Origin of the sequence: Microcoleus sp. B4-D4 (assembly GCF_036705185.1) — a bacterium.
Classification (GTDB): domain Bacteria; phylum Cyanobacteriota; class Cyanobacteriia; order Cyanobacteriales; family Microcoleaceae; genus Microcoleus.
Map to the genome: position 1 here is coordinate 191945 of NZ_JAUBTX010000004.1, position 24771 is coordinate 216715.

The window sequence follows — 24771 nt, forward strand, 5'->3', positions numbered from 1 at the left end:
TTTAAATATTATCAGTTTTTAGAGCTGCCTCGGTACCAAAATTATATTTCAATATGTTTGAAATGAAAAGACTCGCCGGTTTGAACCGCCAGAAAGTCAGACAAAACCCGAACTCAGACGGGTTATATCGGTATACGAAACCCGCCCGACAAATTGCTAATCAACTAAGCTAATAAATTTAGCTTGTCCCTCGCAAAGCTTTCTGGGCCTTCAGATTCTGCATCCGAATCAACTGCGAGATCAAAAACTGCGTGACTAAAGTAGGCTGTTCTGCTTCCATGATCGATCGCACTACGGCAACTCTTTGAGCTCCAGCATTCAATACTTGATCGAGGTTGTTGATATCAATTCCGCCGATCGCAAACCAAGGAACAGGCGACTTATCAGCAGCATACCTCACATAGTCCAAACCCGCCGCCGGCTTGTTTGCTTTCGTCGGAGTTTCGTAGACAGGCCCAACTCCAATATAGTCGGCTCCCGCATCAATAGCTCGCTGCATTTCCTCGCCATTGGTAGTCGAACAGCCGATAATCCGTCCCGGGCCGAGCAACCTGCGCGCTTCGGCTACAGGCAAATCTTGCTGCCCTAAGTGTACGCCGTCGGCATCCACTGCGATCGCCAAATCCACGCGATCGTTCACAATCAACAAAGCATCGTAGCGGTGACAAAGTTCGCTCATCTGCCGCGCGTTGGCCAACCTTGCGCCGTCGTCGGAGGTTTTGTCGCGGTACTGCACCAAAGTCAGCCCGCCTTGCAAAGCAGCTTCCACGACTTGTAACAAATTGTCTCGGGGCGAAGTTACCAGATATAAGTGCGATCGAAGTAACTGCTGGTAGCGCCGGTAAGCCAGCAAATCGCTTTCGAGAGTATACACCCGATAGCGCATCTGCTTAAAAGCCTTGCCCATATTTGGATCGTAAACTTTGCCGTACTCTTCCAGTACCCGCAGAGCTTCTTCCACCCGACAGAAATTCGCCTCCAGTAGCTGCTGGATGCTCGATCGCTGCTCTTCCTGCGGGTGAGTCAACTCCGTCCCCGGATCTGCCGGCGTATCCCTAGCGCTGCGTAATTCTGCCGTGTGCCAAGCCGCCAATTCCTGACGCAGTTGCTTGCACGCCAGGGCCTTTTCGGCATTGTTAAGACCAAACCTGCACCATTCTTCAATAATTCTCAACCCTTCGCGCGCGCGGTCTAGATTTGCATCTAAAATCCGGCAGAGGGCCGGCTGTGCCGGTAAAGTTCTGTTTTGTTTCTCGGTCATTCAGAACCACCTTAATTAAAATTAATCCTACCTTTCAAACTGCTACATTCTCCCACACCGTCAAGATTGTGGCAAAAGCGACCGACCTAATTTTCGCATCAACGGATCTAAATTTGACAAATTTTTAAGTTTTAGGGAATTTGAAAAAAACAAAGCATAATAGATCAAACTTGTATAGAAGTGGAATCGTTAACCTGCATACCACACTTGGAGGAGAGCCGTGAGGTTAGCAGAGCAAAACAAAACATTAACAGCAGAAAACGCCAGCAGGCGGGTGAAATTCAACTGCGATCGCCAGAACCAGATACAAAACAGCGGATGCGAAATTTGGCTCAAAGATAAATTGTGTTTTTTTATGTTCCTAAATTCAAAACAGAGCGAGTGCAAAGAAAATCGTAGCTTGCGGGGCGGAACGCCATCGCCAAGGAAAGCTTTAAGTTCTTGCTTGCTGCTCGTCTTTGCCAGCACAGCTTTTTATAGCCCTCAAGCCTCAGTTGTCGCTGCGGGTATCCCCCCGGTGCAGATTCTTTCTCAAGCACCAGAAAGCGACATTAACATACTGTACGTCAGCTCCAACGGCGGTAGCGACACAGGAGGTAACGGGAGCGATCGATCGCCATTCAAAACCCTCACCTACGCCTTAAGCGTAGCCCCGCCCAAAACAGCAATTTTACTAGCGCCCGGTACTTACAGCGCTCAAAGCGGCGAAAAATTTCCATTAATACTCAGGTCAGACGTGACGGTGCAGGGAAATCCCAACACTCGCGGCCAGAATATTGTGATCAAAGGCGGAGGAGAATTCCTCAGCCCGACTTCGGCGGGTCAAAACATCGCAATTTTAGGCGCAGACGGGGCGGGACTTAGCGGGGTGACAGTGACAAATACCAACTATCGCGGTTACGCTTTGTGGATCGAATCGAGTTCTCCGACGGTTGTCAACAATACTTTTTCGGGGAGCACTCACGACGGGATTTCGGTAGTGGGAACTGGAAGGCCGACGATTGGTAGCAATGTTTTCTCAAAAAATGGAGCTAACGGGATTACGATTTTTGGCAGTTCCCAGCCGGAAGTTCGAGATAATGTGTTTGAAGACACTGGATTTGGCGTGAATGTAGCGCAGAATGCTTCGCCTCTGCTGATCGGTAACAAAATTACTCGGAATAAGGACGGCGTAGTGGTGCAAGCTGATGCTAGACCGGTGCTGCGTAACAATTATATCGAAAGTAACAAGCGGGACGGAATTGTGGCGATCGCCCGAGCTCTGCCGGATTTGGGAACTGCTGCCGAACCGGGGGGCAATGTCATTCGCAACAACGGTCAGTACGATGTCAACAATGCGGCGAAAGGTCAAGTAATCCCAGCTTACGGCAATCAATTGTTGAGCAATCGCACGACGGGTTCGGTAGCTGTGGCTGGAACTTTTAGCCCGCCTGCGCCTATTGCGGGCCGTGGTTTGCTGCTAACGTCCGATCGATCTGCGAGTATTGGCGGCCCTGAAACTTCTCTCCCTGTTTACAATCCGGGGCGGTTAACTCCCCGAGTTGAAAGAGCGCTAATTGCGCCACCACAGCCTGTTTCCATAAGGTCGTCTAACCCTCAGTTGCGGCCAGAAATTGCTCCGATAAATGCCACTGCTGCATCGATTGTTCCAGGGGCGATCGCAATTCCCGTACCAGATCCCGATGCTCGATCTGTTCGAGAAAGTTCAGTAGATCAACCAATAATTTCGCCCAATTTTGATAGTTCTAGTTCGGTTTCTTCCGAGGGTAAATTGCCTGTTCCTGGCCGCAACATTCCTCTAGGGAGGGGCGGCTACGTACCTGCTATTTTAGGGGGGAATTCTGTAGCAGGTTTGGAGAATTCGCCGTCATTCGATCGAGCTATTGCTTTGGGTTTCCGGTATCGAGTTGTGGTGGATGCCCAGAGTTCCGGCGACAGACAAAAAATACTCTCCTTGGTTCCCGATGCTTTTCGGACTTTTACCAACGGGCGATCTGTGATGCAAGCCGGTGCTTTTCGGGAGCGCGAAAAAGCTGACGAATTGCTCCAAATTCTCACCGTTAACGGTTTGAATGCTCGCATTGAAGATATTAAATGAAATGGGCTTGGCAGTTGGCAGTTGTTTGTTGTCAGTTGTTTGTTGTTATATCAATTCCGGTTGCATTCCTCATGATGTTGACTGTTGACTGTTGACTGTTGACTGTGAATCGAATAACTGAAAATTGCACCGAGATAGGTGGTGATTTGTAAAAATCATTCATGAATTGCCCTCTAATTTATCACCTGACGATGCAGCCGGAAACGATATTATTAAGCTGTAACGTGTAGCGCAAATAAACATTGCATATTCAGGATTCAGCGCGGGCGGGACACCCCACTCATTGTTTTATTGTTTTTTGATATACAGTTTAAATGCCGCAACAGCTTAGCTAATGCCAACCACCAACTGCCAACCACCAACTGCCAACCACCAACCACCAACTGCACGCAAAATTTTAGGGCCTAGCATATCGGATGCCAGACCCTAAAACATTTGTGAGTTAAATTGATTCAAGTGGGTTTTTAGCTGTGCTGAAATCCAGCAAAACTACTACTAAAGTTTACTTTTTGGCAATTGCTCTGCGGGCGATATAGCTAATAGCGGAGCCTATGCAGACTTCTGTGTTTGACTGCGCGATCGCCATTCTAACTTGTTGACATTCGATTTCTCAAATCGCCTCAAGCTATTTCACAAATCTCGATCGCAAGATCAACATTTATTTGCTAATAAACTATACGATTCAGGCATTGCCTGCGAACTAGAGTCGATCGGGACAAATACTCTAATTTCAAATTTTTTATCCAAGTTTTTTTTGCTTCTTGGTTCTGCCCCTCATGTATTTAACATAACACCAACTTCCGCCATGACAATACTTTCTTTACCAAACTTGACACTTTTTAAGGAAGAAGGAAGAAGGAAGAAGGAAGAAGGTATATACAGCAAGCTTTTTAGCATTCCACACTGTATGTTTAATTAGGTTAATGGACTTAACAATTTGTACGATCGCCCGTTAGCCCTAGAAGAGGATCGCGCAACGTGCATATAGCGGTTGTCAACCGTCGTGAGGTATGCCCTGTTTGCCCAATGACCTGTTTGGCCGATGCCCGATGCCCCATGCCCCATGCCCCATGCCCAGCGGCACCTCATCTTTATGAGAAATGCTATATCCGACAGTATTTGCTGGCTTTCAGCGCAGCAAAGCTTCCCAAGTAGCGCGGCCGACAATGCCGTCTGCTGGTAGTTGATATTGTAGCTGAGCAGCCTTGACAGCAGCTAGAGTTTCCGCCCCGAACACGCCGTCAGCACTAGCGCGCAAAAATCCCTTCGCCCGCAGTCGTTCTTGCAAATCTCTGACCGCCGGGCCCCGCATTCTTCTTCTCAAAACCGGAAAATCGGTGGGCTGCGGTTGTGGGTTAATCTCTGAGTTGTCTGCTGTTTCAGGATTGTTGGCGATCGGGTTTTCGATCGCCCCAGGAGTCGCAGGAAACAGTCGGTTCCAAGTATCTTCACCGACAATACCGTCTGGGGCGATGCCTGCTGCTTGCTGGAACTGAGACACAGCTTTAGCGGTGCTTTGCGAGAAAATCCCGTCTACACTGTCAGCGTAAAATCCCAATAACGCAAGAGCAGCTTGAAGTTCGCGCACTTCCGAGCCGCGGCTGCCCAATTTGATGGCCGGACGGACGATCGCACCTGTTTGGGCTGTTTGGGCGATCGGGCTATTATTATTAGCGGGTTCGGAGGCCGGTAGCTGTGCAGCAGCAGGAGTGGAGGCGATCGAACTTATTGCCAAAAAACCGCACAAACCCCAGCCTAGGGGCCAACTCAGAACCTCGCGAGCTTCATTCCAGCGTGCTGTCTGGTTTCGGGACATGGAAAATTCGACCTCTGTCTGCACAACTCTTGGCGATCGTACATCAAATCTGGCAAAAATTGGGCGGAGCGAAGCGGAAGGATGGGGAATGGGGAATGGGGAATGGGGAATGGGGAATGGGGAATGGGGAATGGGGAATGGGGAATGGGGAATGGGGAATGGGGCATTTTTGATTCTCAGCGCTTCCCTCCGATCAAAAAATTAATCCCCTCAAATAGCTGCAATTGGCAAAAAAACTGCTAGATTGCCGTAGAGCAAACATTGAATTGCGTTCATTGGGCCCCAGCAACACCATGACCGAATCCAGCATCCCCACCAGAACCGCCAGCCAAATAGACATTGGCAACGTCAACATCGGCAACTTCCAAGTCGGCAGCATCAGCGGCAACAAATACAACGACTTCAACGCCAACGGCCGCCCGGATATCGGAGAAGTGCCAATTCCTAACTGGCAAATCTACCTCGACCTCAACAACAACGATCGACTTGACTTTAACGAACCTTCCACCGTCACCAACGCCCAAGGCAACTACACCTTCGCCAACCTGCCGCCTGGAACTTACCAAGTTAGGGAAGTCCAGCAGCCGAACTTTCGCCAAACTACGCCCAATCCCGCGCCCATCACGATTAACAGCGGGACTTTTGCTGGCAATATCAATTTTGGCAACAACTTCAACGCCGGGACGATCGCCGGGACAAAATTCAACGACATCAACAGCAACGGCAGCCAAGACCCAGGGGAACAACCCCTAGCTAACTGGCAAATTTATCTCGACCTCAACCGTAACAACAGGCTCGACGGCGGCGAACCTTCTACTGTTACAAACCTTCAAGGCAATTACGCTTTTGTCAATATTCCCGCAGACACATATTTGGTGAGAGAAGTCCAGCAACCGGGTTTTATCCAAACTACGCCAGACCCTGGCCCAATTGAGGTTACTTCCAATGCCAATATCAACAACGTCAATTTTGGCAATGTCTTTTTTGTCGGCAGCATTAGCGGTCTCAAGTTCAATGACCTGAATGCCAACAGCATCCGAGACGCGACTGACCCGCCTCTGGCTAACTGGCAAATTTATCTCGACCTCAACGGCAACAACAGCCTCGATCCGGGCGAACCGAATACCATCACTAACCCGGAAGGTAACTACACTTTTGGCAATGTTTCCCCCGGCCGCTATTTGGTGAGGGAAGTTCAGCAGCCCGGATGGGTTCAGACTACGCCAAATCCAGGGGCGATCGACATTACCGGCAATACCAACGCTGTCGGCCTCAATTTCGGCAACAATTTCCCCACCGGTAGCATCAGCGGCTTCAAGTTCAACGACCTCAACGCTAACGGCATCAACGAACCCACAGAACCGAGAGTTGCCAACTGGCCGATTTATCTGGACACCAACAACAACAACGCCCGCGATCCCAACGAACCTTCGACTTTAACAAACCCCCAAGGTAATTTCTCTTTTATCAATTTGCCTCAAGGCATTTATTCGGTGAGGGAAGTCCCGCAGCCCGGTTTCCGACAAACCACGCCCAATCCGACTCCGATCGCCGTGGGTAACGGCACAAATGCCACTAATCTCAGCTTTGGCAACGTGTTGGTGACGGGGACGATCAGCGGTGTCAAATTTAACGATTTTAATGCCAACGGTCGCCTAGATGCCGGGGAACCGCCGATCGCCAATACCCAAATTTACATTGACCTGAATAACAACAGCCGTTTAGATCCGGGCGAAGCGAACACCTTTAGCGACAGTCAGGGCAATTACAGTTTCCGCAATGTTCCGGTAGGTAGTTATGTAATTAGGGAGGTTCCGCCCCCAGGCTTCATTCAAACGACTCCGCCTGCGCTGGTGGTTGTCTCGGCAGATATTCGGGCTAGCAGCATCGATTTGCTGACGGGAGAGGCTGATGGTCGATCGGCTAAATCTTTGAGTGGCGACTCGCTGACGGATGGGGGCAACTCTGCGGGTGCGGAACCGGAGGCTTTGATGCCGGCGGATAACTTGCTTTCGAGCGCTGGTCGTGCTATTTATCCAATTAGTGATTTTTTGGTCGATCGACAAGCGGCGAGTTTAGGCAATCTTCCTAACTTGGGGCAACAGAATGTCGGTCGGGAGCTAAATGCACAAGTGGGTGAATTTGTCAATAAAAACGAATTAATTAATTGGAATCTCGGAAACTCTTTCGTGCCGTCGGGTGCGAGGGATTTGTCGGTGATGTAGTGTAAAAAAAAGCTCGATCGCCGGAATGCCAAACAGCAGATCAAAATCAGGAAGTGGTTAAAGGGCGATCGCGTGATACCGTATTGTTGGCAACCTCCAACACTCAAGCCTGAGTTCCGGCAACTCCGAAGCAGGCTTGTATATTGGGTGCAAGATTCAGAGGCTGTAGGATCGATCGTGAGTGAGAAACTATCAGACAGTTCCCCAACGCCGACCGACATATTTCCAGGCAAAGCAAGTCAGTTCGAGTCCGATCGCTCGATCGGTCTAAAGTTTTTTCAGGTTGGCAATCCCAGAGGCTGCGATCGCCTCTTCACAGCGAACCTTGACAAACCTGAATGATTCAGCCTGACTAGATATCGGGGAGAACACTAAGTCTTAGCCTTTTTAAAGATCGAAACAGCAAGTACGTAGGGACACAGAAGGCGTGCAAATCTTGAAGAGGTTGCCCTCAAATTGCCAGGGTTCTTCAAAACCTGATATACTTGCCAGCGACAAAGCTTGAGGCATTGTTGTGTGAGATGGGGAACATTACCTCAAGCGCAGACGTATGTAAAATCGAGTGGCAATTGTCAGCGACTAGCAAAAGCTACTCAGCTATTGACAAACCCATACAGTAGTCTGTAATTAACTTGGATTTAGGTGTGAAGGAGAGAAATCATGGCAGATTTAACTAACGAAGAGCGGATTGCCCAGCAATTACAGGTTGGGAATGCAGGCCCGGCAATTATAGGTATCAAGTTCAATGACTTGAATGCGGATGGGATCAGACAGGCAAATGAACCGGGTCTGGCAAACGTCCCGATTCTCCTCGAACCTGCGGTCGGCAGCAACGGCACATTAGATGCAGGGGATGTCTCCGTACTGACAAACGCCAACGGATCGTTCTCATTCATAAATCTTGTTCCCGGCAACTACGTACTCACAGAAACCACAGTACCGGCAGGTTTTCGTACTACGACTCCCAATCCCCTCGCTGTAACTGTTGGAAACACAAACGCCAACGTTTTCTTTGGCAACACCCAAGTTGTGGGCAGCCGGATCGTTGGATGCAAATACCTAGACGTAAATGGCGACGGCTTTCGAGACGGGAATGAACCGGGCATTAAAAATGTCAGGATATATCTTGATATAAATGGCAACGGCCAACGCGATGCAGGCGAAGCCAACACCTTAACAGACAAAAATGGTGCGTGGTCGTTTAACGTAGCGCCCGGAACCTACAAAGTTCGGGAAGAACGGATCGCATCACAAGTTGATGCAAACGGACTGAGACTTAACAGTCCGACCGCAGAACCCTTAGAAACACAAGATTTCCCCCAAAGCACCCCACCCAACAACATTCCCGTACTGGACGTAACGGTAGCCGCAGGTCAAACCTTTGCCTGCGCTCAAGTTGGTGACACTCCGCTCTATCAAATTGAAATTAACAAATTTCGGGACTTAGACCGCAGCGGCACGCGAAATGTAGTTAGTGGAGTTTTGGAATCCCCGATTGCTAACGTACCCTTCATTTTAGATTTGAACGGGAACGGTCGCTGGGATGGAGCCTCCGCTGAACCAGTTGCCATCACCGATGTCAACGGAGTGGCTACCTTTAAAAATTTGCGATCGGCCAATTATTCAGTTTTGGAAGTTTTTCCCATAACCTCTCTGAGCGAAGTAGGTGGGCCTAACATTCCTCCCGGCAACCTCAATGCTCCAGTAGCAACAACTCCCAACCCCGCTCTGGTTTCTGCACCAGGCCCGCAGGCACGGTTCCAGGCCACGATCAGCAGAGAGCAACCGCTGTTAGTAGCAGACTCAACCTATACGCTGAAACCAAACGACCCTAAATTCGTAGACAACAACTTAGACGGCATCCAACAGGCTGGGGAACCTTCTATTGCAGTCACGGGTGTACGACCGATTTTTGCGAACACGCCTTTGGCTTTCCCAGCGACTAACCCCTCACCGGCACTTACCTTTACTCCTGTGGGAGCTAATACTGGCGCTGGAACGAATGCTGGCGTGGGCAACACTCGACCTAACATCACTGTATTCAAATACAATGACCTGAACGGAAACGGTCGCTACGAGCCAATTCAGGGTGAAGCACCCATTAGCGGTGTTAACGTCTTCCTCGACACCAACAATAATGGGGTTCCTGACACCGGAGAACAACAAATACAGACTAATGCCCAAGGCAGAGGAGCATTTACCAACTTGGCGACGGGCAGTTACACGGTGCGAGAAGTCGTACCGGCTGGTTTCTCGCCTTCTACATCTGCTGCTGTTCCGGTGAGTCTGAGCACTCAGGACGCTAACGTTACTTTTGCTAACACCCCGAACAGCAACATCACCGGTTGCAAATTCGAGGACTTTAACCTCAACAGCTATCGAGACGGAAATGAACCGGCGATTGCCAACGTTAGCATCTATCTCGATACCAATAACAACGGTGCTCTGGATGCAGGGGAAGCCACTACGACTACCGATCAGTTTGGTCGCTTTGCGTTCAACAATTTGACTCCGGGTACTTACAACCTTCGAGAAGTACCTCCTCCTGGTTTCTTCCAGACGACTCCTGCGCTGAATATTGTTCTGGGCCCCAATCAAACTTTTACCTGCGCTTTGATTGGCAACTCTCGCAACTATGACCTACGGGTTCCTAAATTCCGAGACGACAACCGCGACGGCACACAAGATGCAAACGAACCGCCTCTTGCCAATATCCCATTTACTCTGGATTTGAACAACAACGGCCGCTACGATGCGGCAACTGAACCTCTGGCAAGAACGGATGCTAACGGGATTGCTCTATTTCCCAATTTGTTCCCTGGCAACTACTCGGTTTTGGAAGTCTTCAACGATCCGAGTGTTCCCAATGAGTTCCCGATCGCAACCGGGCCCAATCCTGTTACCTTTAACGTGCCTGGCCCCAATACTTCGCCTTCGGTGCCTGTACCAGCGGCAACTGTAACTGGTTCTAGCCTCGATTTGTTGACTGGCGACACGGGTGTGGCTGCTGCTAGCATCGATCCTTTGACCAACGGCGGCAGTTCCGCTGTGGTGCAGGCTAGCAGTGTCGATAGCTTGATCGCTCCTGAAACTGCAGGCGTAAGTAGCTTTGACTTCAACGGGTTGAAAGACGCGGCGGAAGCTTCAATTGTCACGTTTTTAGAAGCTCAGAAGCTCGATGAACCTAAATTACTGTTGGGCGCTCCAACTTCGACTCCGCTGTTTTAAGGTTAATTGGATTCTCTAGTTTGAGACTGAGCAATTAGCAGCTAGCTGGTTTAAACTGCACCTCAAAACATGATTTTGGGGTGCATTTTGCTGCGATCGGGACTTGCGAATAAATACCTTTGGGATCTATATCAAGTCCGATCGAACTACGGTAATATCCAGGCTTGGGAAGGCTTTTTGAGATTTTCAATTATTGGTCGGTATTGTTGGTGACCCGAGTCCCTACGGAAATCGCGACTGGATGCTAGTCAAGATCCTAACAAGCGGGTGCCGATCGCCCAAACTGTCTTTAGTCGTAGAGTGCGATCGGCAAAAAGAAGGATTCGCTACCTCGAAAAAACCTTTATTTATGAAGGTAGAACTTAGAGGAATATGTTATGCCAGCTCAACAACAAACTAATCCGGCTCAACATCAAGAACAGCAACCGGGCATCGAATCCCAAATGACTCCGCAGCCTGAATCCTTTGCCTCCGAGTATCGCGGCAGCGACAAACTGCGCGGCAAAGTAGCCTTAATTACCGGCGGAGACAGCGGTATCGGGCGCGCCGTGGCCCTGGCATTTGCTAAGGAAGGGGCCGACGTGGCGATCGGCTATCTCAACGAAGATGGAGATGCTAAAAAGACTAAAGGGGCGATCGAACAACTCGGCCGCGGCTGTCTGGCGATTGGCGGCGACATCGGCGACGAAAGCGTCTGTCAAAACCTTGTAGAACAAACTGTTAAAACCTTCGGACACCTCGACATCCTCGTCAACAACGCCGCCGAACAGCATCCCCAAGAAAGCATCGAAGACATCACTGCGGAACAATTAGAGCGCACCTTCCGCACCAACATTTTCTCAATGTTTTACCTGACAAAAGCCGCTCTAAAACACCTCAAAGAAGGAAGTGCAATTATCAACACTACCTCAGTCACCGCCTACAAAGGCAACCAACAATTGCTAGATTACTCCTCCACAAAAGGAGCAATTGTTGCCTTTACCCGCTCTTTGTCTCAAAGTTTAGCCGAGAAAGGAATTCGCGTCAACGGAGTCGCCCCCGGTCCGATTTGGACACCTCTAATTCCTGCAACTTTCCCGGAAGAAAAAGTTGCAAAATTTGGTGCAGACACGCCCTTGGGACGCCCCGGTCAACCCGATGAAGTTGCTCCCTGTTACGTGTTTTTAGCTTCAAAAGATTCGTCTTACATGACGGGTCAAATTTTGCATCCCAATGGTGGCTCTGTAGTTAATGGTTAGGAAGGACTAAAGTCCTTACTACAAACCTTGTTTTTAAGAAGGACTAAAGTCCTTACTACAAACCTTGTTTTTAAGAAGGACTAAAGTCCTTACTACAAACCTTGTTTTTAAGTTTGTAGTGAAGACTTTAGTCCTCATACTTCCTTTTTCCTGCTTCTTAAAATATTAATCCCGCCACCTTGGTAGCGGGATTGATAGGTTGCAGTTTACCTAGTTTTCAGCTCGGCTAGAGTTGAATTTAGCTCGCTGCTCGATTAGCTCATTTTAGCCATTTCTTGCTGAATCGTGCTTTTAGCTGCTTTGAATTTAGTAGCCATTTGTTCCATTTGGGCTTCGCTCAGGTTGCGGCGAATTTGAGGGAACATATCGCCTTCTTCTTGCTTGACGTGATCCTGAACCGCTGTTTTAAGCTGTTTGATTTGGGCTTTGAAATCTGCAGAACTAGGGCTCATTGCCTTGATTTTGGCGAGCATTTGCTTCATTTCTGCTTGCTCGTCGTACAATTCTTGGGTATCGGTGTAGTAGCTGCGAACTGCGGGATAAACTATTTGTTCTTCGGCTTCTGCGTGAACGCTTAAATCTTTGTAAATTTGACCGAAGAATTCTTGCAGTTTTTGAGGATCGTCGGTTTTTTCGATTTCCATAAATAGGGTATCGACTTTGCGGTGATCCATTGTGATAATTTCGACAATGTTCATCTCATCTTTGCTGCGGGTAACTGCACCGCCGATGATGCCGCTCATAGCAGCTACAGCATCTTGGACGCGAGCCCAAACGCCTTGGTCGGGGTCTTTTCCGGTGAGTTCGCGCACGCCCAAAATTTCGAGAACTCCTTTGAGTTGTTCTTGGTGAGCGCGGTTTTCAAAGTTAACTGTGTTGAGGGGAGTAATGGCGGCTTCGATGTCGGCGCCGACTACTTGAGCGGCTTTGTGAACTAACATTCCGGCCATTGTTTGTTGGTGTTTGAGCAGTTCGTGCTGACCCACTTTTTCAAACATTGTGAGTTCAGAACCTTTCATTAGTTTGTGAACTGCTTCGATCATTTTTGTGGTGGTTTCTTTGGGTTCACTTTGAACCCCGTATTGGACGATCGTAGTTTCCAATACGCCCAAGTTTTTGCGATCGTCTTCGAGCATATCGCGGAAGCGATCGCACAGTTCGGAATCGTTGCAGGAATTGATGAACAATTGTTCGTTAGCAATCAGCAGATTTTGCACTGCTTTCATGTCTGCTAATTTAGTTGCGATCGCTTGGCGCTTTGTATCTTCTAAGGTAGCTACCATCTGTCGTGTCTCCTCTCGATGTCTTTAGTGTTCTTTCGTGTTCTGATATCTTTTAATTTATTGGAATATTCCGATCGCTTCCTCTTTCTCCCGACTGATTCATTAATATCCCGCGCAACCTATTGACTTTTAGACCAAAAAATGGTATTAGATTAAGGCTAAGGTCGTTTTAAAAAAAAGCCAAAATTACCCTTAATAACAGCCAACACTCAACAGTCAACAGTCAACTGACAACAGCCAACAGCCAACAGCCAACAGTCAACTGAGTTTTGTATCAATTAATCCAGATCGCAAATCAGTAAAGCGCTACCATAGTTGCAGCCGAAGTTAACTAAAGTTTAAGAATAACTAGCTTGTCTCAACTGCTCGCTGCTTTAGAGTTCCCAGCCAATATCTGGAAGCTGCACAATGGGTTAACGGTCATTCACCAACGGATGCCGGCCACACCTGTGGTTGCGCTAGACGTGTGGGTGAGGGCTGGCGCTACGCGGGAAACCGATGCTTGGTCGGGAATGGCTCATTTTCTCGAACACATGATATTTAAAGGGACGGATTCGATCGCCCCAGGACAATTTGACCGGGTAATCGAAAATCGCGGCGGTGTCGCCAATGCAGCTACAAGTCACGACTACGCCCATTTTTTCGTCAACTCTGCGGCTGATTATTTAGCAGAAACGGCGCAGCCACTGGCAGAATTGCTGCTGCGCGCTGCGATTCCCGATGCAGAATTCGATCGCGAACGAGATGTGGTGCTCGAAGAAATCCGCCAAGCTCAAGACAGTCCCGATTGGCTGGGTTTCCAAGCATTGATGGAAACAGTTTACCAGCGACATCCCTACAGGCGATCGGTACTAGGAACCGAAGAGTTGCTGATGTCGCGAACTCCCCACGAAATGCGGTGTTTTCATCGGTGGCACTATCAGCCGGATAATATGACTGTAGTGATAGTCGGGGGAATTGATGAAGAACAAGCCAGAGACATCACAGAGAAAGCATTCGATCGATTTTCCGATCCGTGGGAATGTCCCAAATTTGCAGCAGAAGCGGAACCGCCACTGGTAGAAATCCGCCGTCAGGAACTCCGCATCCCCCGACTGGAACAAGGGCGGCTGATGATGGCCTGGACTGGGCCGGGAGTTGAACAGTTGCAAAATGCTTGCGGCTTAGATTTGCTCTCAGTGTTGCTCGCAGACGGGCGGACTTCGCGTTTGGTCAGGGAACTGCGCGAAGAATTACAATTGGTAGAGGCGATAGAAAGCTCTTTCTCGCTACAACGGGAATCTAGTTTGTTTACTATTAGTGCAGTCTTGGAAGCGGATGATATCGAACAGGTGGAAGCTCGGATTTGCGATCGGCTTTGGGAATTGCAATCTGAGCCGGTTTCTGAGGCAGAACTGATGCGCTGTAAGCGTTTGCTGTGCAATGACTTTGCTTTTTCGATCGAAACGCCGGGACAGTTAGCCGGTCTTTACGGATATTACAGTACGATCGCCACTGCCGAATTAGCGCTCAGCTATCCCACCACGATTAAAGCATTTAAGCCATTAGACCTGCAGCGCCTAGCTCAACAATATCTCTCTCCCCGTCGCTACGCCGCTGTGGTGCTCAAGCCTGTCTGATAATAGTTGACTGTTGACTGTTGACTGTTATAGCAACCGCCGTGGTGCTTTACGGCATTTATGTCATAGTTCCCGATCGCGGAGTACAAGGGTTCAATAACCAAAGCGCCAAGGCGCAGGGCTATATTAAGAGGTTTTTACCACAGAGGGCGCAGAGGGCGCAGAGGGGGGAGGGATGAGAAGGTTTGTTAGGAGAGGATGAGGTAGCCCAATAAGTTAATTGATTAAGATTTTCTTCCAACACTCTTCCCTCTGCGCCCTCTGTGTTCTCTGCGGTTCAAAACTCTTCTCTTCCCTCACCTGTGGCACAATTTATAGCAACAGCCAACAGTCAACAGCCAACAGTCAACAGTCAACAGTCAACAATCAACAGTTAACAGTTAACAAATAATTCAATGAAAAACGAAATCCAGCGCACTATTTTAGATAACGGTATCGTTGTCTTAGCAGCAGAAAATCCTGCCGCAGATATTATTTCAGCTAGGATATTCCTGCGGGCCGGTAGTCGCTGCGTACAGCCCGAACAAGCAGGATTGTGTCATTTGCTGTCGGCGGTAATGACTAAGGGAACCGATCGCCATTCTTCGCTGGAAATAGCCGAACGTGTAGAATCGGTGGGAGCGAGATTGGGTACAGACTCGACTACAGATTATTTTTTAGTCAGTGTGAAGACGGTTGCTGCCGATTTTCAAGACATTTTGGAATTGGCGGCGGAATTGATGCGATCGCCCACTTTCCCGGAAGCTGAAGTCGAACTCGAACGCCGCATCGCCATATCAGCAATTCGATCGCAGCAAGAACAGCCATTTGCGATCGCCTTCGAGCAATTGCGACAGGCGATGTACAAAGAACATCCCTACGCTTTCTCTACCTTGGGCACGGAAGCTACGATGTCAAAGCTTACCAGAAACGATCTCGAACAGTTCCACAAAACCTATTTTCGTCCCGACAATGTAGTTATTTCTGTAGCCGGCAGAATATCAACCGAAGATGCGATCGCCCTGATCGATCGCACTTTTGGAGACTGGAAAGCACCTTTAACACCCCTACCCACCTTAAACTTCTCCCCCCTCACCCCCTCCCCTCAAACCGTAGCTAAAGCGCAAGATACCCAGCAATCAGTGATTTTGCTCGGCTACCTCGCACCCTCGGTAAAAAATCCCGACTACGCAGCAATTAAGTTGCTCAATACCTATTTGGGTAACGGTTTGTCGAGCCGGTTATTTGTGGAATTGCGGGAAAAACGGGGCTTAGCTTACGACGTTTCCGCGCTCTACGCGACACGCTTAGACGCGGCTCAGTTTGTCGCGTACATGGGTACAGCACCGGAAAATACGGTGACAGCTTTTGAAGGATTGCGTACTGAGGTCGATCGGCTAGCCAACACCCAACTAAGCGAAGAAGAATTGCAAGATTGCAAGAATAAAATGCTCGGTCAATATGCTTTAGGAAAACAAACTAATTCGCAAATTGCCCAAGTTTTAGGCTGGTACGAAATTTTGGAATTGGGAATTAAATTTGACGAGCAATTTCAAGCAGAAATTGCTGCAGTTACGACAGCCCAAGCTCAGGAAGCTGCTAAGAAATACTTCATCGAACCGTATATTTCTCTGGTTGGCCCGGAAGCGGCGATTCAGGAATTGGGTGTGATGGCTGTTTGTTGAAAAATTTGTGAGTTTATACCAATTTCATAAAGTAGCGCTAGATATTACCCCCCAACTCCCCCAAAGCATCGGGGGGCTAAGACTTCATCAGCACATCTTTAGAAAAATGGTATTACTCGTTACCAGGCTCTGCCTGGTAACGCAGATCCAGAGGCTCTCATTCCATTGAATGTTCGATCCAATATTCCAAGGTTCAACTTCCAAAACAGCAAAGCTTTTTAAGGGTGAAATAGATTTTCAAGCAGACTCTGGGAATTGGTTTATCTAAAAAAATATGCGTTTATCTGCGTTTATATGCGGTTTTATACAATCCAAGAATTTATGCAAAAATGTTATATTATATGGATGAACCGCAGCAAAAATCCATCGCGCGTGCGGAATTGGGTTCTGGGACAGAAAGCGGATTGAAGTCCGCACGACAAACCGTTTTTGTTATGGTAATCGATCGCGTGCGATCTAAGTTTACTGCACAAAAAAATTGATGTTAATCCCAGTAACTCAAGTCAGATCAGGATACAAACCGCAATTATTTGATACCAGCATAGAAGCCGACGTGCTGATGTTTTAACTGTTGCAGTGGCTGACTCCCCAAACAAAAATAACTCCCGCCATCGACTTTAATCGAGCCGTGCGAAGCCTAGCAGCAATATCGGGAATAGAAAGCCAGTACAATAGTGCAACTCCTGTATGAAAAAGGCAGGAATTTATTAAACGGCGCTTGGGTTCTAATTGGATATAGCCGTTCTCACAAAAGTGAGGTATGCCCTATGCCCTATGCCCTATGCGCGGTTTGGCCTATCCCGAATAGTACCTCATCTTTCGCTAGAAAGGCTATAAATATTTTATCTTATACTTATAATTGGGGTGATTTGGTGATTCAAAATCCAATTTGGTTGGCGCGAAAAATAGCTGATATTCTGGAACCGTTAGGTATTTCCTATTTAGTTGGTGGCTCGGTGGCAAGTTCTTTGCTAGGAGAAAACAGAGCTACAAAAAATTTAGATTTGATAATTAATATTTTACCACAGCAAGCGCCACAACTAATCTGCGCCATGCCCGACGAGTTTTATATTAGCGAATCTGCGGTATTTGAAGCAATTTTTAGATCTAAAAGTTTACCTCGCAAATCATCTTTTAATGTGATTTATTTGCCTGCTATCGAAAAGGCTCAACTTTTTGTGATGAGTAATGACGCTCCTTTTTCAGTTTCTGTGATGAACCGCCGCCAGTTGCACGTTACGAGTGCTGGATCGGAGCGAGGAATTTATATTTATTCAGCCGAAGATATCATTCTGCAAAAACTCTGTTTCTACAAACAGAATGGGGCTGTTTTTAAAAGGCAGTGGAAAGATGTATTGGGTGTTGTGAAGGTACAGGGCGATCGGCTAAATTTTCATTATTTAAACGAATGGGGGGAATGTCTAGAGGTTGTAGATTTGCTAGCACAAGCGTTGCAGCAATCTGGATTAGAGTAGTCACATTCTCCCAAGTTGTGTATTTAACTTTTTAAGTTGATTCGGCTGCGTCAGATTGGGTGATTTGCCGATCGCCCAAAATTTTCAACTGATGAATTCTACTGATTTCTGGGACGATCGCCCGCAAGCATTAAAAGCGATAAAAGCGATAAAAAAATCAGCACGCTGCCATTGAACCTTTAGTGTGCGCGATCGGTCTAAATCACATACAGGCCCATCAGGTCTAATCTATATGTACTTTTTTAGAATATGTACCTTGTAAAAAATTTTCACATTAAAAAAGAGCTGACTCCCTGGCTGGGCGGGCTTCTCGCCACCGGATTGCTGGCAGGAGCAGGCTACACAGCTTACAGCCAATTCGCAGTCCAACAGCGTAGCGAAACCGGGCGCAAGGAAAAAACCGTTGCTGTAGAAAGGCTCAACCTGCCGATTACAATTTCGGCAAACGGCACGATTGTGCCGGAACGTTCCGTCAACGTCAGTCCCAAAACTTCAGGAATGCTCAAAAGTTTGCTTGTCAACGAAGGAGATAGCGTTGAAAAAGGGCAGATTCTCGCCTACATGGACGACTCCAACCTCCAAGGCCAACTTACTCAAACTCGCGGACAACTCGCAGCCGCCGAAGCAAACTTGCAAAAATTGCTCAACGGTAATCGCAGCCAAGATATTGCTGCAGCTAAGGCAGTGTTAGCAGAACAACAGGCAAGTCTCGAAAAATTGCTCAACGGTAATCGCAGCCAAGATGTTGCTGTCGCTGAGGCGCAAGTGGCAGAACAACAGGCAAATTTACAAAAATTGCTCAATGGCAATCGAACTCAGGAGATTGTCGTCGCCGAGGCACAAGTGGCAGAACAACAGGCAAATTTACAAAAATTGCTTGAGGGCAATCGGCCTGAAGATATCGCCCAAGCAACTGCCAAACTCAAAGATGCCGAATACGCTGAAAATCAGGCAGAAGATGAGTTTCAGAGAAATCAAGAACTTTATACTGCTGGGGCGATTGCTTTACAAGTTGTCAACAATTCCCGCACCGCGCGCGATCGAGCCGGCACGCAAGTCAGACAAGCCGAACAAGCTGTAGCTTTGCTGAAAGCGGGTGCTCGCCCCCAAGAAATCGCAGCAGCTAGGGCTGCAGTGGAGCAGAAACGGCAAGCTTTGGCCCTAGCGCGATCGGGCGCACGCCCCGAAGATATCGCTGCAGGACGGGCTGCAGTGGAGCAAAAACGGCAAGCTTTGGCCTTGGTGCGATCGGGCGCGCGCCCCGAAGAAATCGCCCAAGCCCGGGCCGCTGTCGAGCAAAAAGAGCAAGCTTTGGCGCTGCTAGAAGCCGGTTCTCGCCCCGAAGAAATCGACCAAGCCCGCGCCCAAGTTCTCTCCGCTAAAGGCAGCCTGCAAAGCGTTCAAGCCCTGATCGATGACACTGTGTTGCGGGCTCCTTTTAGCGGCACTATCACCCGCAAATACGCAGATCCGGGCGCTTTTGTGACTCCCACTACGGCGGGAAGTGCGGTTTCTTCGGCGACTTCTTCTTCGATTTTGTCCTTAGCTTCAAAAAATCAATTAATCGCAAACGTAGCAGAAACTAATATTGCTCAGATTCAGATCGGCCAAGCTGCGTCTATTCAAGCCGATGCTTTTGCAGGAAAAACTTTTGCCGGTAAAATCACTCAAATTTCGCCTCAGTCGATCGTCCAGCAAAATGTGACGAGTTTTGAGGTAAGAGCCGCAATTATTGATGACAAACAAATGCTGCGTTCTGGGATGAATGTCAACGTGGAGTTTAAAGCAGGCGAGCTCAAAAATGTTTTGGTAGTCCCCACTGCGGCAATTGTCCGCCAACAAAGGACAACCGGGGTGTTTGTTCCCGGTGGAAAAGATGGCAAACCTGCTTTTATGCCGATTAAAACTGGTATGACGGTGGATGACAAGACGGAAGTGCGATCGGGTTTGAAAGGAGATGAAAAAGTGCTGATTAGTGTACCCGCCGGATTGCGGCCGAAATCCCAAAATCCATCGTCGGGCGGAATTCCGGGTTTGCAACCAGGTGGTAGAACGCGATTGCGTTAGTGGGAAAAATGAAGAAGGAAAGCACAACACAGATTAATTATTGAGCATAAATCATATTAAATATGTTGGCATCATAAATATCGATCTCTTTCTTCTCTCCCTCTGTGTTCTCTGCGCTCTCTGCGGTAAAAAAAATCTTAATCCTCACCAATTAGCCATTACCTATTACCTATTCCCAACTACCTAATGAAATTAAAGACTCGCCCACCTATTAAGAAAATATCCAACCTTCAAATCGCCTTCATGGCGACAGAAGCGCTGTGGAATAACAAATTGCGTACCAGTTTAACCATGCTGGGTGTAATTATTGGGATATCTTCAGTAATTGCCATTACTTCGGTAGGACAAGGAGTCCAAAAATCAACAGAAGAACAGTTAAAATCTTTGGGTACAAATGTGCTGTTGGTGTTATCCGGTGCTTCGCGATCGGGCGGTGTCAGTCAGGGAAGCGGTTCTGCTACTACCCTAACTTGGGATGACGCAAAGGCGATCGGCAAACAAGCTCCTGCAGTCAAAGCAATTACCGCTTATTTGCAACGCCAAGTGCAAATCGTTTACGGCGGACAAAATTCATTTACTGCTATCTTGGGAACAGATTTAAACTATCCAGATGTGAAGAACATTCAACCCCAACAAGGACGGTTTTTTACTGAAGATGAATTGAATGCTGCTGAGCCAGTAGTCGTCCTCGGTTCTAAGGTGCGGGACGAACTTTTTGGAGCCGGAGTTAATGCGCTATCCTCCGATATTCGTATTCAGGGAAACCGCTACAAGGTGATTGGAGTGATGGAAACTAAGGGGTCTGTAGGGGGAACCGATCAGGACGATAGAGTGTATATTCCCCTCAAAAATATGTCTTCGCGGATTGTGGGGAGAAATTCTTTGGCGGGGATTGCAATATCAGGTTTTTGGTTGGAAACTGCAGGGGAAGCAGATTTAGCAGATGCTCAATTTCAAGTTGAAAATATCCTGCGTTTGCGCCACAATATTTATCCGCCGCAAGCGGATGATTTTCGAGTTGTCAATCAAACTGAGATTGTTAATACTTTCAGCAATGTGATAGGTTTATTTACAGTTATGGTGGGATCGATCGCCGGAATTTCTTTGGTTGTTGGCGGCATCGGTATTGCTAATATTATGTTGGTGTCGGTTGTGGAGCGCACCAAGGAAATCGGGATTCGCAAAGCGGTAGGTGCTACTAATGCAGCAATTCTGATTCAATTTATGGCGGAATCTATTTTAGTTTCCACGGTGGGGGGAACGGCGGGTATTGGGTTGGGAATTGCGATCGCCTTTGGGGCCGCGACAGCGTTCAAATTTCCGTTTGTGGTGTCTGTATGGTCGATATCAGCAGGTTTTGGGCTATCTTTTACCGTCGGACTATTAGCAGGAGTATTGCCGGCCAGGAATGCCGCTCGCTTAGATCCGATCGCAGCTTTACGCAATGATTGAACTGACTCATCCGCGTTTATCTGCGTGCATCTGCGGTTAAAGATTCCAAATCTGCCAGCAATGTTAGATTGAGACAATTTAAGATGCTAGATTTAATCGGGCGCTTTTCATCCCAAAACACAATTGATGAATAAAAGCTAATTGCAGCAGATGAATTCAAAAGCTCAAAACTTTTACGTGCGATTCCCTCGTCTTCAAAGCTGAGAAAATAAACAGTATCATCAAAAATTACAGGTTTATTAGTAATTGCACCAATTAATCTGAAATCCAATTTTTTATAAAGTCCGCAAATGGCTATTTTCCAAAATTTAAAACTATAATCGCCAACTCCAAAAACAGAAAAGCGAGGATTATGTTGATAAATCTTGCTTTTGCGATTGTCTAAATATTGTGCGTTTTTTTCGAGATAGCACCCAGTTTTAGGAGCTATCTGGCTGATATATTCGGTTGATTCGCCAATAAATTTTTGAGTTACTAAAATATAGCGATTTGTGGCATTAATTCGATTTTGAGCGACATCCGAGCCTTTAAGTAACGGAAATAGATAAGTTTCCTCAAGTTCGACAGCCTCCCCAAATCCATTGACAAAAAAATTATCAATTTTACGAATTTTACGAAATTCCATCACATTCGAGCAGTCATGTTTGACACCAGATCGCCATTTCACCCCTGAATTTACAGCATATAAATTACTCAATTTATTGAAAGAATCTATATCTTTAACCAGGAGATTGTTGTGATATCCGATTCGATGGCAGTCAGAACTTTCTAAACTGCTAAATACATCGCAGAAGTAGTTTTGTGAGCTTGAGTCAAACTTGCAGAATAACAGACAGGCATCAACATTTGCATCAAAATACTTTTTAGCATCTATTTTGTAAGTTGCACAGCTAGCGAGATTAAGTTTTTTTGAATGAATGTAACTCAATAACTTTCTAGCCACGGAAGTCTTGCAAAGCATTGCCAGAGTGGCGTCACGATTTTGCAACCATTGCACCACCTGAATTAGCATCCATTCTGAGATATCGAAGTTACTTTTACCTGTTAGTGCGTCTAAGCCCGTGTGCTTTTGAAAATTACTTTTTTTCGGCAAGTTTTCACTGCGAATAGTTCCTTGTTGTGAGTTTGTTACCCAAGGAAAGTTGCCAAGTACCAGCACCCTATGATTAAAGCGGTTGATTAATGATGTCCAGTCAAACTCAAAAAAATCTCCGTGCTTAACCTCATATCTTTCATCCTGTAGCAATTCATGCTTAGCTCTTAATTCTCTTAAATAACTTTGATTGATTTCAACCCCGATCATCTTGCTGGCGGATGGAAACGAATTTGCAGCAGCTTTAATGAAATTACCTATCCCGCAAGTTGGCTCAATGATGACTTTGGGGTTAACATCAAGTTCTATCAATTTTCGGCACACCATCTCGGCTAATTCCAGCGGTGTCTGAAAATCCCCATATTCTAGTTTGGTTTTGCGATCGTTGGAACTCATCGGTTAGAGTTATAAACTGCGATCGTGCTTTTATTGCCTTAGCTATCTCTCCAATCAGCGCCAGAATCTCAACCGAGATTGATATTTTGCCATAAATCGGCGGTCGCAAACCTAGAAAGATGACCAACATTTGTTGTCGCGATTACAACATCCACAACATCAAGAGTCGTCGCCTGTGCTGCCAAAATCATATCGCTGTCAATCGTCTTATCACCTGCTGTCGGTTGTCCTTGCTGACGAGCTTGTGCCCAAAACATCGCAGCTTGTCGCATAGCAGCAGTTGTAATGGGTAAATACTCCACCAAGTTAGCTAATTCATCTAATCGAGCAATACCCCTTACCTTATTTGCTCGCAGCAATTCTCGGCGAACTTCATAATCGGCTATTTCGGGAATAATAACTCGAATATTGGATGTTGTAATAAGTCTTTGCAACCAGCGAGTACAAAGAGTGCTTTCAGGAGATAGCTTTGGATTCGTAACTAAACCAATTGGTCCTGCATCCAGAAAAACGACTCTGCTCACCAAGTTACACCTTTTAATTCAATAGGAAATAGCTTGCGTTCAGATAAACGATCTTCGTCAAGAGCCTGAATCAGATACTCACCTGTTTCTTGCTGCTCTTCGGCATCTTCTTCATCCATCCAAGACTGAAGCAGATTAACCAATTTTGCCTGCTTTTGTTTTAGCAGAATATATTCTATCAGCAGTTGCCGAGTGTATGCTTCCGTCGAAAGCCCTTGCTCTTCTGCTCTTTGTGTTAAGTATTGCTCTATTTCTGGTGTCAGGGTGAGGGTGAGTGTCATAGGTGTTTTTATAGCAGCACTCTTATACTTTACAACCTACTAGGCTAAGCTGGCGATCGATCGATCACTTGGGAGCATTGACGTAGAAACTTCGATCTGTTTCAATTATTAGAGCGGCTTTAACGGCCAAGCTCACCGGATGCAGATAATTTTTGGGATTCAACGTCATCTACCTTGAAGATTTAATCTTATCAATAACCTGCAACATTCTCTTTGCACAGGCAACTGCCTGATCTGGGGTTTGGCACTCTGAGGCTCGGATTCGCTCAATATGAACCCCCTCATGAGCAAGCATAGTTGTCCTATCATGTGCTTCTGCTGGTGTTTCGTTGTGTACAGTATCACCATCTACTTCTACAACGAGTACAACACCGTTTTTAACAATGACAAAATCTGGTTCAATTCTTCTGTATTTTTCACCACCTCTAATGAAAACGGGTAATGGAGCAAAGGATACCCCAAGTGATTTAAGAGCTTTGTAAAAAAGTACTTCGTTCTGAGAACGAAACAGAAGCCCGTCTACTGTTCTCGAAGGTATATTATCAGACCTAACACGACCTTGATTATTGACACCTTTACCTGTGACCCAATTCTTTGATTTTTCGCGCCACTCCTCATCTGCGCTCAGAATTGGACTAATACTTAAATAAGCTAAATCATCATCTGGGTATGGTTTGAGAAGTATTCTTGCCTTCTCCAGAATTAGATTTTCACATCCTTCAATATCGTCATAAATTTGCGAGTAAAGGCAATCAGGAACTTGAAGATAGAGGTGGTAAATGTTTTGGTAGAATTCTTCCCGACACCAGACGATACTATACTCTGCATTTGCTAGGATAGCCACCTCACGCAAGCAACCTTCTGAGGCAAATAGCCTTGCGCTTGTCGCCAGGAGAGCTTCAATATCATTAATGAGTTTGCGACTTGGGTTTGAGGTCATGCGGAGGTATTATAATTCTTAAACTAAGAAGATCACAAAACATCGCCCTACAGCAATAGATTAAAAAAACAGAGGGAGAGTTTAGCATAAAACTTAACCCCAAAAGTCAAA

The 24771-nt window shown here is 47.0% G+C and carries 19 protein-coding genes; 11 read left to right on the top strand and 8 right to left on the bottom strand.

Features of this window, described 5'->3' with window-relative positions:
• Window positions 1-178: 178 nt before the first annotated feature.
• On the bottom strand, window positions 179-1261 hold the full coding sequence (locus QUB13_RS05535; RefSeq protein WP_333379610.1) for a thiamine phosphate synthase: 1083 nt from the start codon (window positions 1259-1261) through the stop codon (window positions 179-181).
• 220 nt (window positions 1262-1481) lie between these two features.
• Here QUB13_RS05535 and QUB13_RS05540 point away from each other — a divergent pair, with 220 nt between their 5' ends.
• Entirely contained in the window at window positions 1482-3359 is a 1878-nt protein-coding gene (locus QUB13_RS05540) for a DUF1565 domain-containing protein (protein ID WP_333379611.1), read from the top strand.
• A 915-nt stretch (window positions 3360-4274) separates the two neighbouring features.
• On the opposite strand, the gene QUB13_RS05545 is transcribed toward QUB13_RS05540, so the two are convergent.
• The gene (locus QUB13_RS05545; protein ID WP_333379612.1) at window positions 4275-4424 is read right to left on the bottom strand and encodes a hypothetical protein; all 150 of its coding nucleotides are present in this window, start codon (window positions 4422-4424) and stop codon (window positions 4275-4277) included.
• A gap of 64 nt (window positions 4425-4488) precedes the next feature.
• A complete protein-coding gene (locus QUB13_RS05550; protein ID WP_333379613.1) occupies window positions 4489-5175 on the bottom strand; it encodes a peptidoglycan-binding domain-containing protein in 687 nt (228 codons plus the stop codon).
• Between QUB13_RS05550 and QUB13_RS05555 the strand changes: the two genes are divergently transcribed.
• The 5 genes from QUB13_RS05555 to QUB13_RS05575 all read left to right on the top strand — a co-directional run bounded on the left by QUB13_RS05555 (window position 5174) and on the right by QUB13_RS05575 (window position 11866).
• Complete coding sequence (locus QUB13_RS05555) at window positions 5174-5380, top strand: hypothetical protein (RefSeq protein ID WP_333379614.1); 207 nt, start codon at window positions 5174-5176, stop codon at window positions 5378-5380. The two genes, QUB13_RS05550 and QUB13_RS05555, sit on opposite strands and share 2 nt — an antisense overlap.
• An 88-nt stretch (window positions 5381-5468) precedes the next feature.
• Complete coding sequence (locus tag QUB13_RS05560; RefSeq protein WP_333379615.1) at window positions 5469-7400, top strand: SdrD B-like domain-containing protein; 1932 nt, start codon at window positions 5469-5471, stop codon at window positions 7398-7400.
• Between the two features lie 177 nt (window positions 7401-7577).
• The gene (locus tag QUB13_RS05565) at window positions 7578-7742 is read left to right on the top strand and encodes a hypothetical protein (RefSeq protein ID WP_333115938.1); all 165 of its coding nucleotides are present in this window, start codon (window positions 7578-7580) and stop codon (window positions 7740-7742) included.
• A 318-nt stretch (window positions 7743-8060) separates the two neighbouring features.
• On the top strand, window positions 8061-10628 hold the full coding sequence (locus QUB13_RS05570; RefSeq protein ID WP_333379616.1) for an SdrD B-like domain-containing protein: 2568 nt from the start codon (window positions 8061-8063) through the stop codon (window positions 10626-10628).
• Window positions 10629-11005: 377 nt separating this feature from the next.
• Window positions 11006-11866 (top strand): SDR family oxidoreductase, encoded by an 861-nt coding sequence (locus QUB13_RS05575; RefSeq protein ID WP_333379617.1) that lies wholly within the window; start codon window positions 11006-11008, stop codon window positions 11864-11866.
• Between the two features lie 254 nt (window positions 11867-12120).
• On the opposite strand, the gene QUB13_RS05580 is transcribed toward QUB13_RS05575, so the two are convergent.
• Entirely contained in the window at window positions 12121-13149 is a 1029-nt protein-coding gene (locus QUB13_RS05580; RefSeq protein WP_333379618.1) for a hemerythrin domain-containing protein, read from the bottom strand.
• A gap of 353 nt (window positions 13150-13502) precedes the next feature.
• Here QUB13_RS05580 and QUB13_RS05585 point away from each other — a divergent pair, with 353 nt between their 5' ends.
• From QUB13_RS05585 to QUB13_RS05605, 5 genes are all read left to right on the top strand, one after another.
• Window positions 13503-14768 (top strand): M16 family metallopeptidase, encoded by a 1266-nt coding sequence (locus tag QUB13_RS05585; RefSeq protein WP_333379619.1) that lies wholly within the window; start codon window positions 13503-13505, stop codon window positions 14766-14768.
• Window positions 14769-15163: 395 nt separating this feature from the next.
• Window positions 15164-16432 carry a M16 family metallopeptidase gene (locus tag QUB13_RS05590; protein WP_194009023.1) on the top strand — a complete coding sequence of 423 codons (1269 nt, stop codon included), beginning with the start codon at window positions 15164-15166 and terminating at the stop codon, window positions 16430-16432.
• Between the two features lie 872 nt (window positions 16433-17304).
• Complete coding sequence (locus QUB13_RS05595) at window positions 17305-17907, top strand: hypothetical protein (protein ID WP_333379620.1); 603 nt, start codon at window positions 17305-17307, stop codon at window positions 17905-17907.
• A gap of 249 nt (window positions 17908-18156) precedes the next feature.
• Window positions 18157-19974, top strand: coding sequence for an efflux RND transporter periplasmic adaptor subunit (locus tag QUB13_RS05600; protein ID WP_333379621.1), 1818 nt, complete (start codon window positions 18157-18159; stop codon window positions 19972-19974).
• 186 nt (window positions 19975-20160) lie between these two features.
• Complete coding sequence (locus QUB13_RS05605) at window positions 20161-21426, top strand: ABC transporter permease (RefSeq protein ID WP_333379622.1); 1266 nt, start codon at window positions 20161-20163, stop codon at window positions 21424-21426.
• Between the two features lie 16 nt (window positions 21427-21442).
• Here the strand turns inward: QUB13_RS05605 and QUB13_RS05610 are convergent, their stop codons facing one another.
• The 4 genes from QUB13_RS05610 to QUB13_RS05625 all read right to left on the bottom strand — a co-directional run bounded on the left by QUB13_RS05610 (window position 21443) and on the right by QUB13_RS05625 (window position 24660).
• Window positions 21443-22915 carry a class I SAM-dependent methyltransferase gene (locus QUB13_RS05610; protein WP_333379623.1) on the bottom strand — a complete coding sequence of 491 codons (1473 nt, stop codon included), beginning with the start codon at window positions 22913-22915 and terminating at the stop codon, window positions 21443-21445.
• Between the two features lie 68 nt (window positions 22916-22983).
• Complete coding sequence (locus QUB13_RS05615; RefSeq protein WP_333379624.1) at window positions 22984-23439, bottom strand: type II toxin-antitoxin system VapC family toxin; 456 nt, start codon at window positions 23437-23439, stop codon at window positions 22984-22986.
• On the bottom strand, window positions 23436-23720 hold the full coding sequence (locus QUB13_RS05620; protein WP_333379625.1) for a hypothetical protein: 285 nt from the start codon (window positions 23718-23720) through the stop codon (window positions 23436-23438). Before QUB13_RS05620 ends, QUB13_RS05615 begins: the two co-directional genes overlap by 4 nt.
• 169 nt (window positions 23721-23889) lie before the next feature.
• Window positions 23890-24660, bottom strand: a complete 771-nt coding sequence (locus QUB13_RS05625) for a hypothetical protein (protein ID WP_333379626.1) — start codon at window positions 24658-24660, stop codon at window positions 23890-23892.
• Window positions 24661-24771 lie beyond the last annotated feature (111 nt).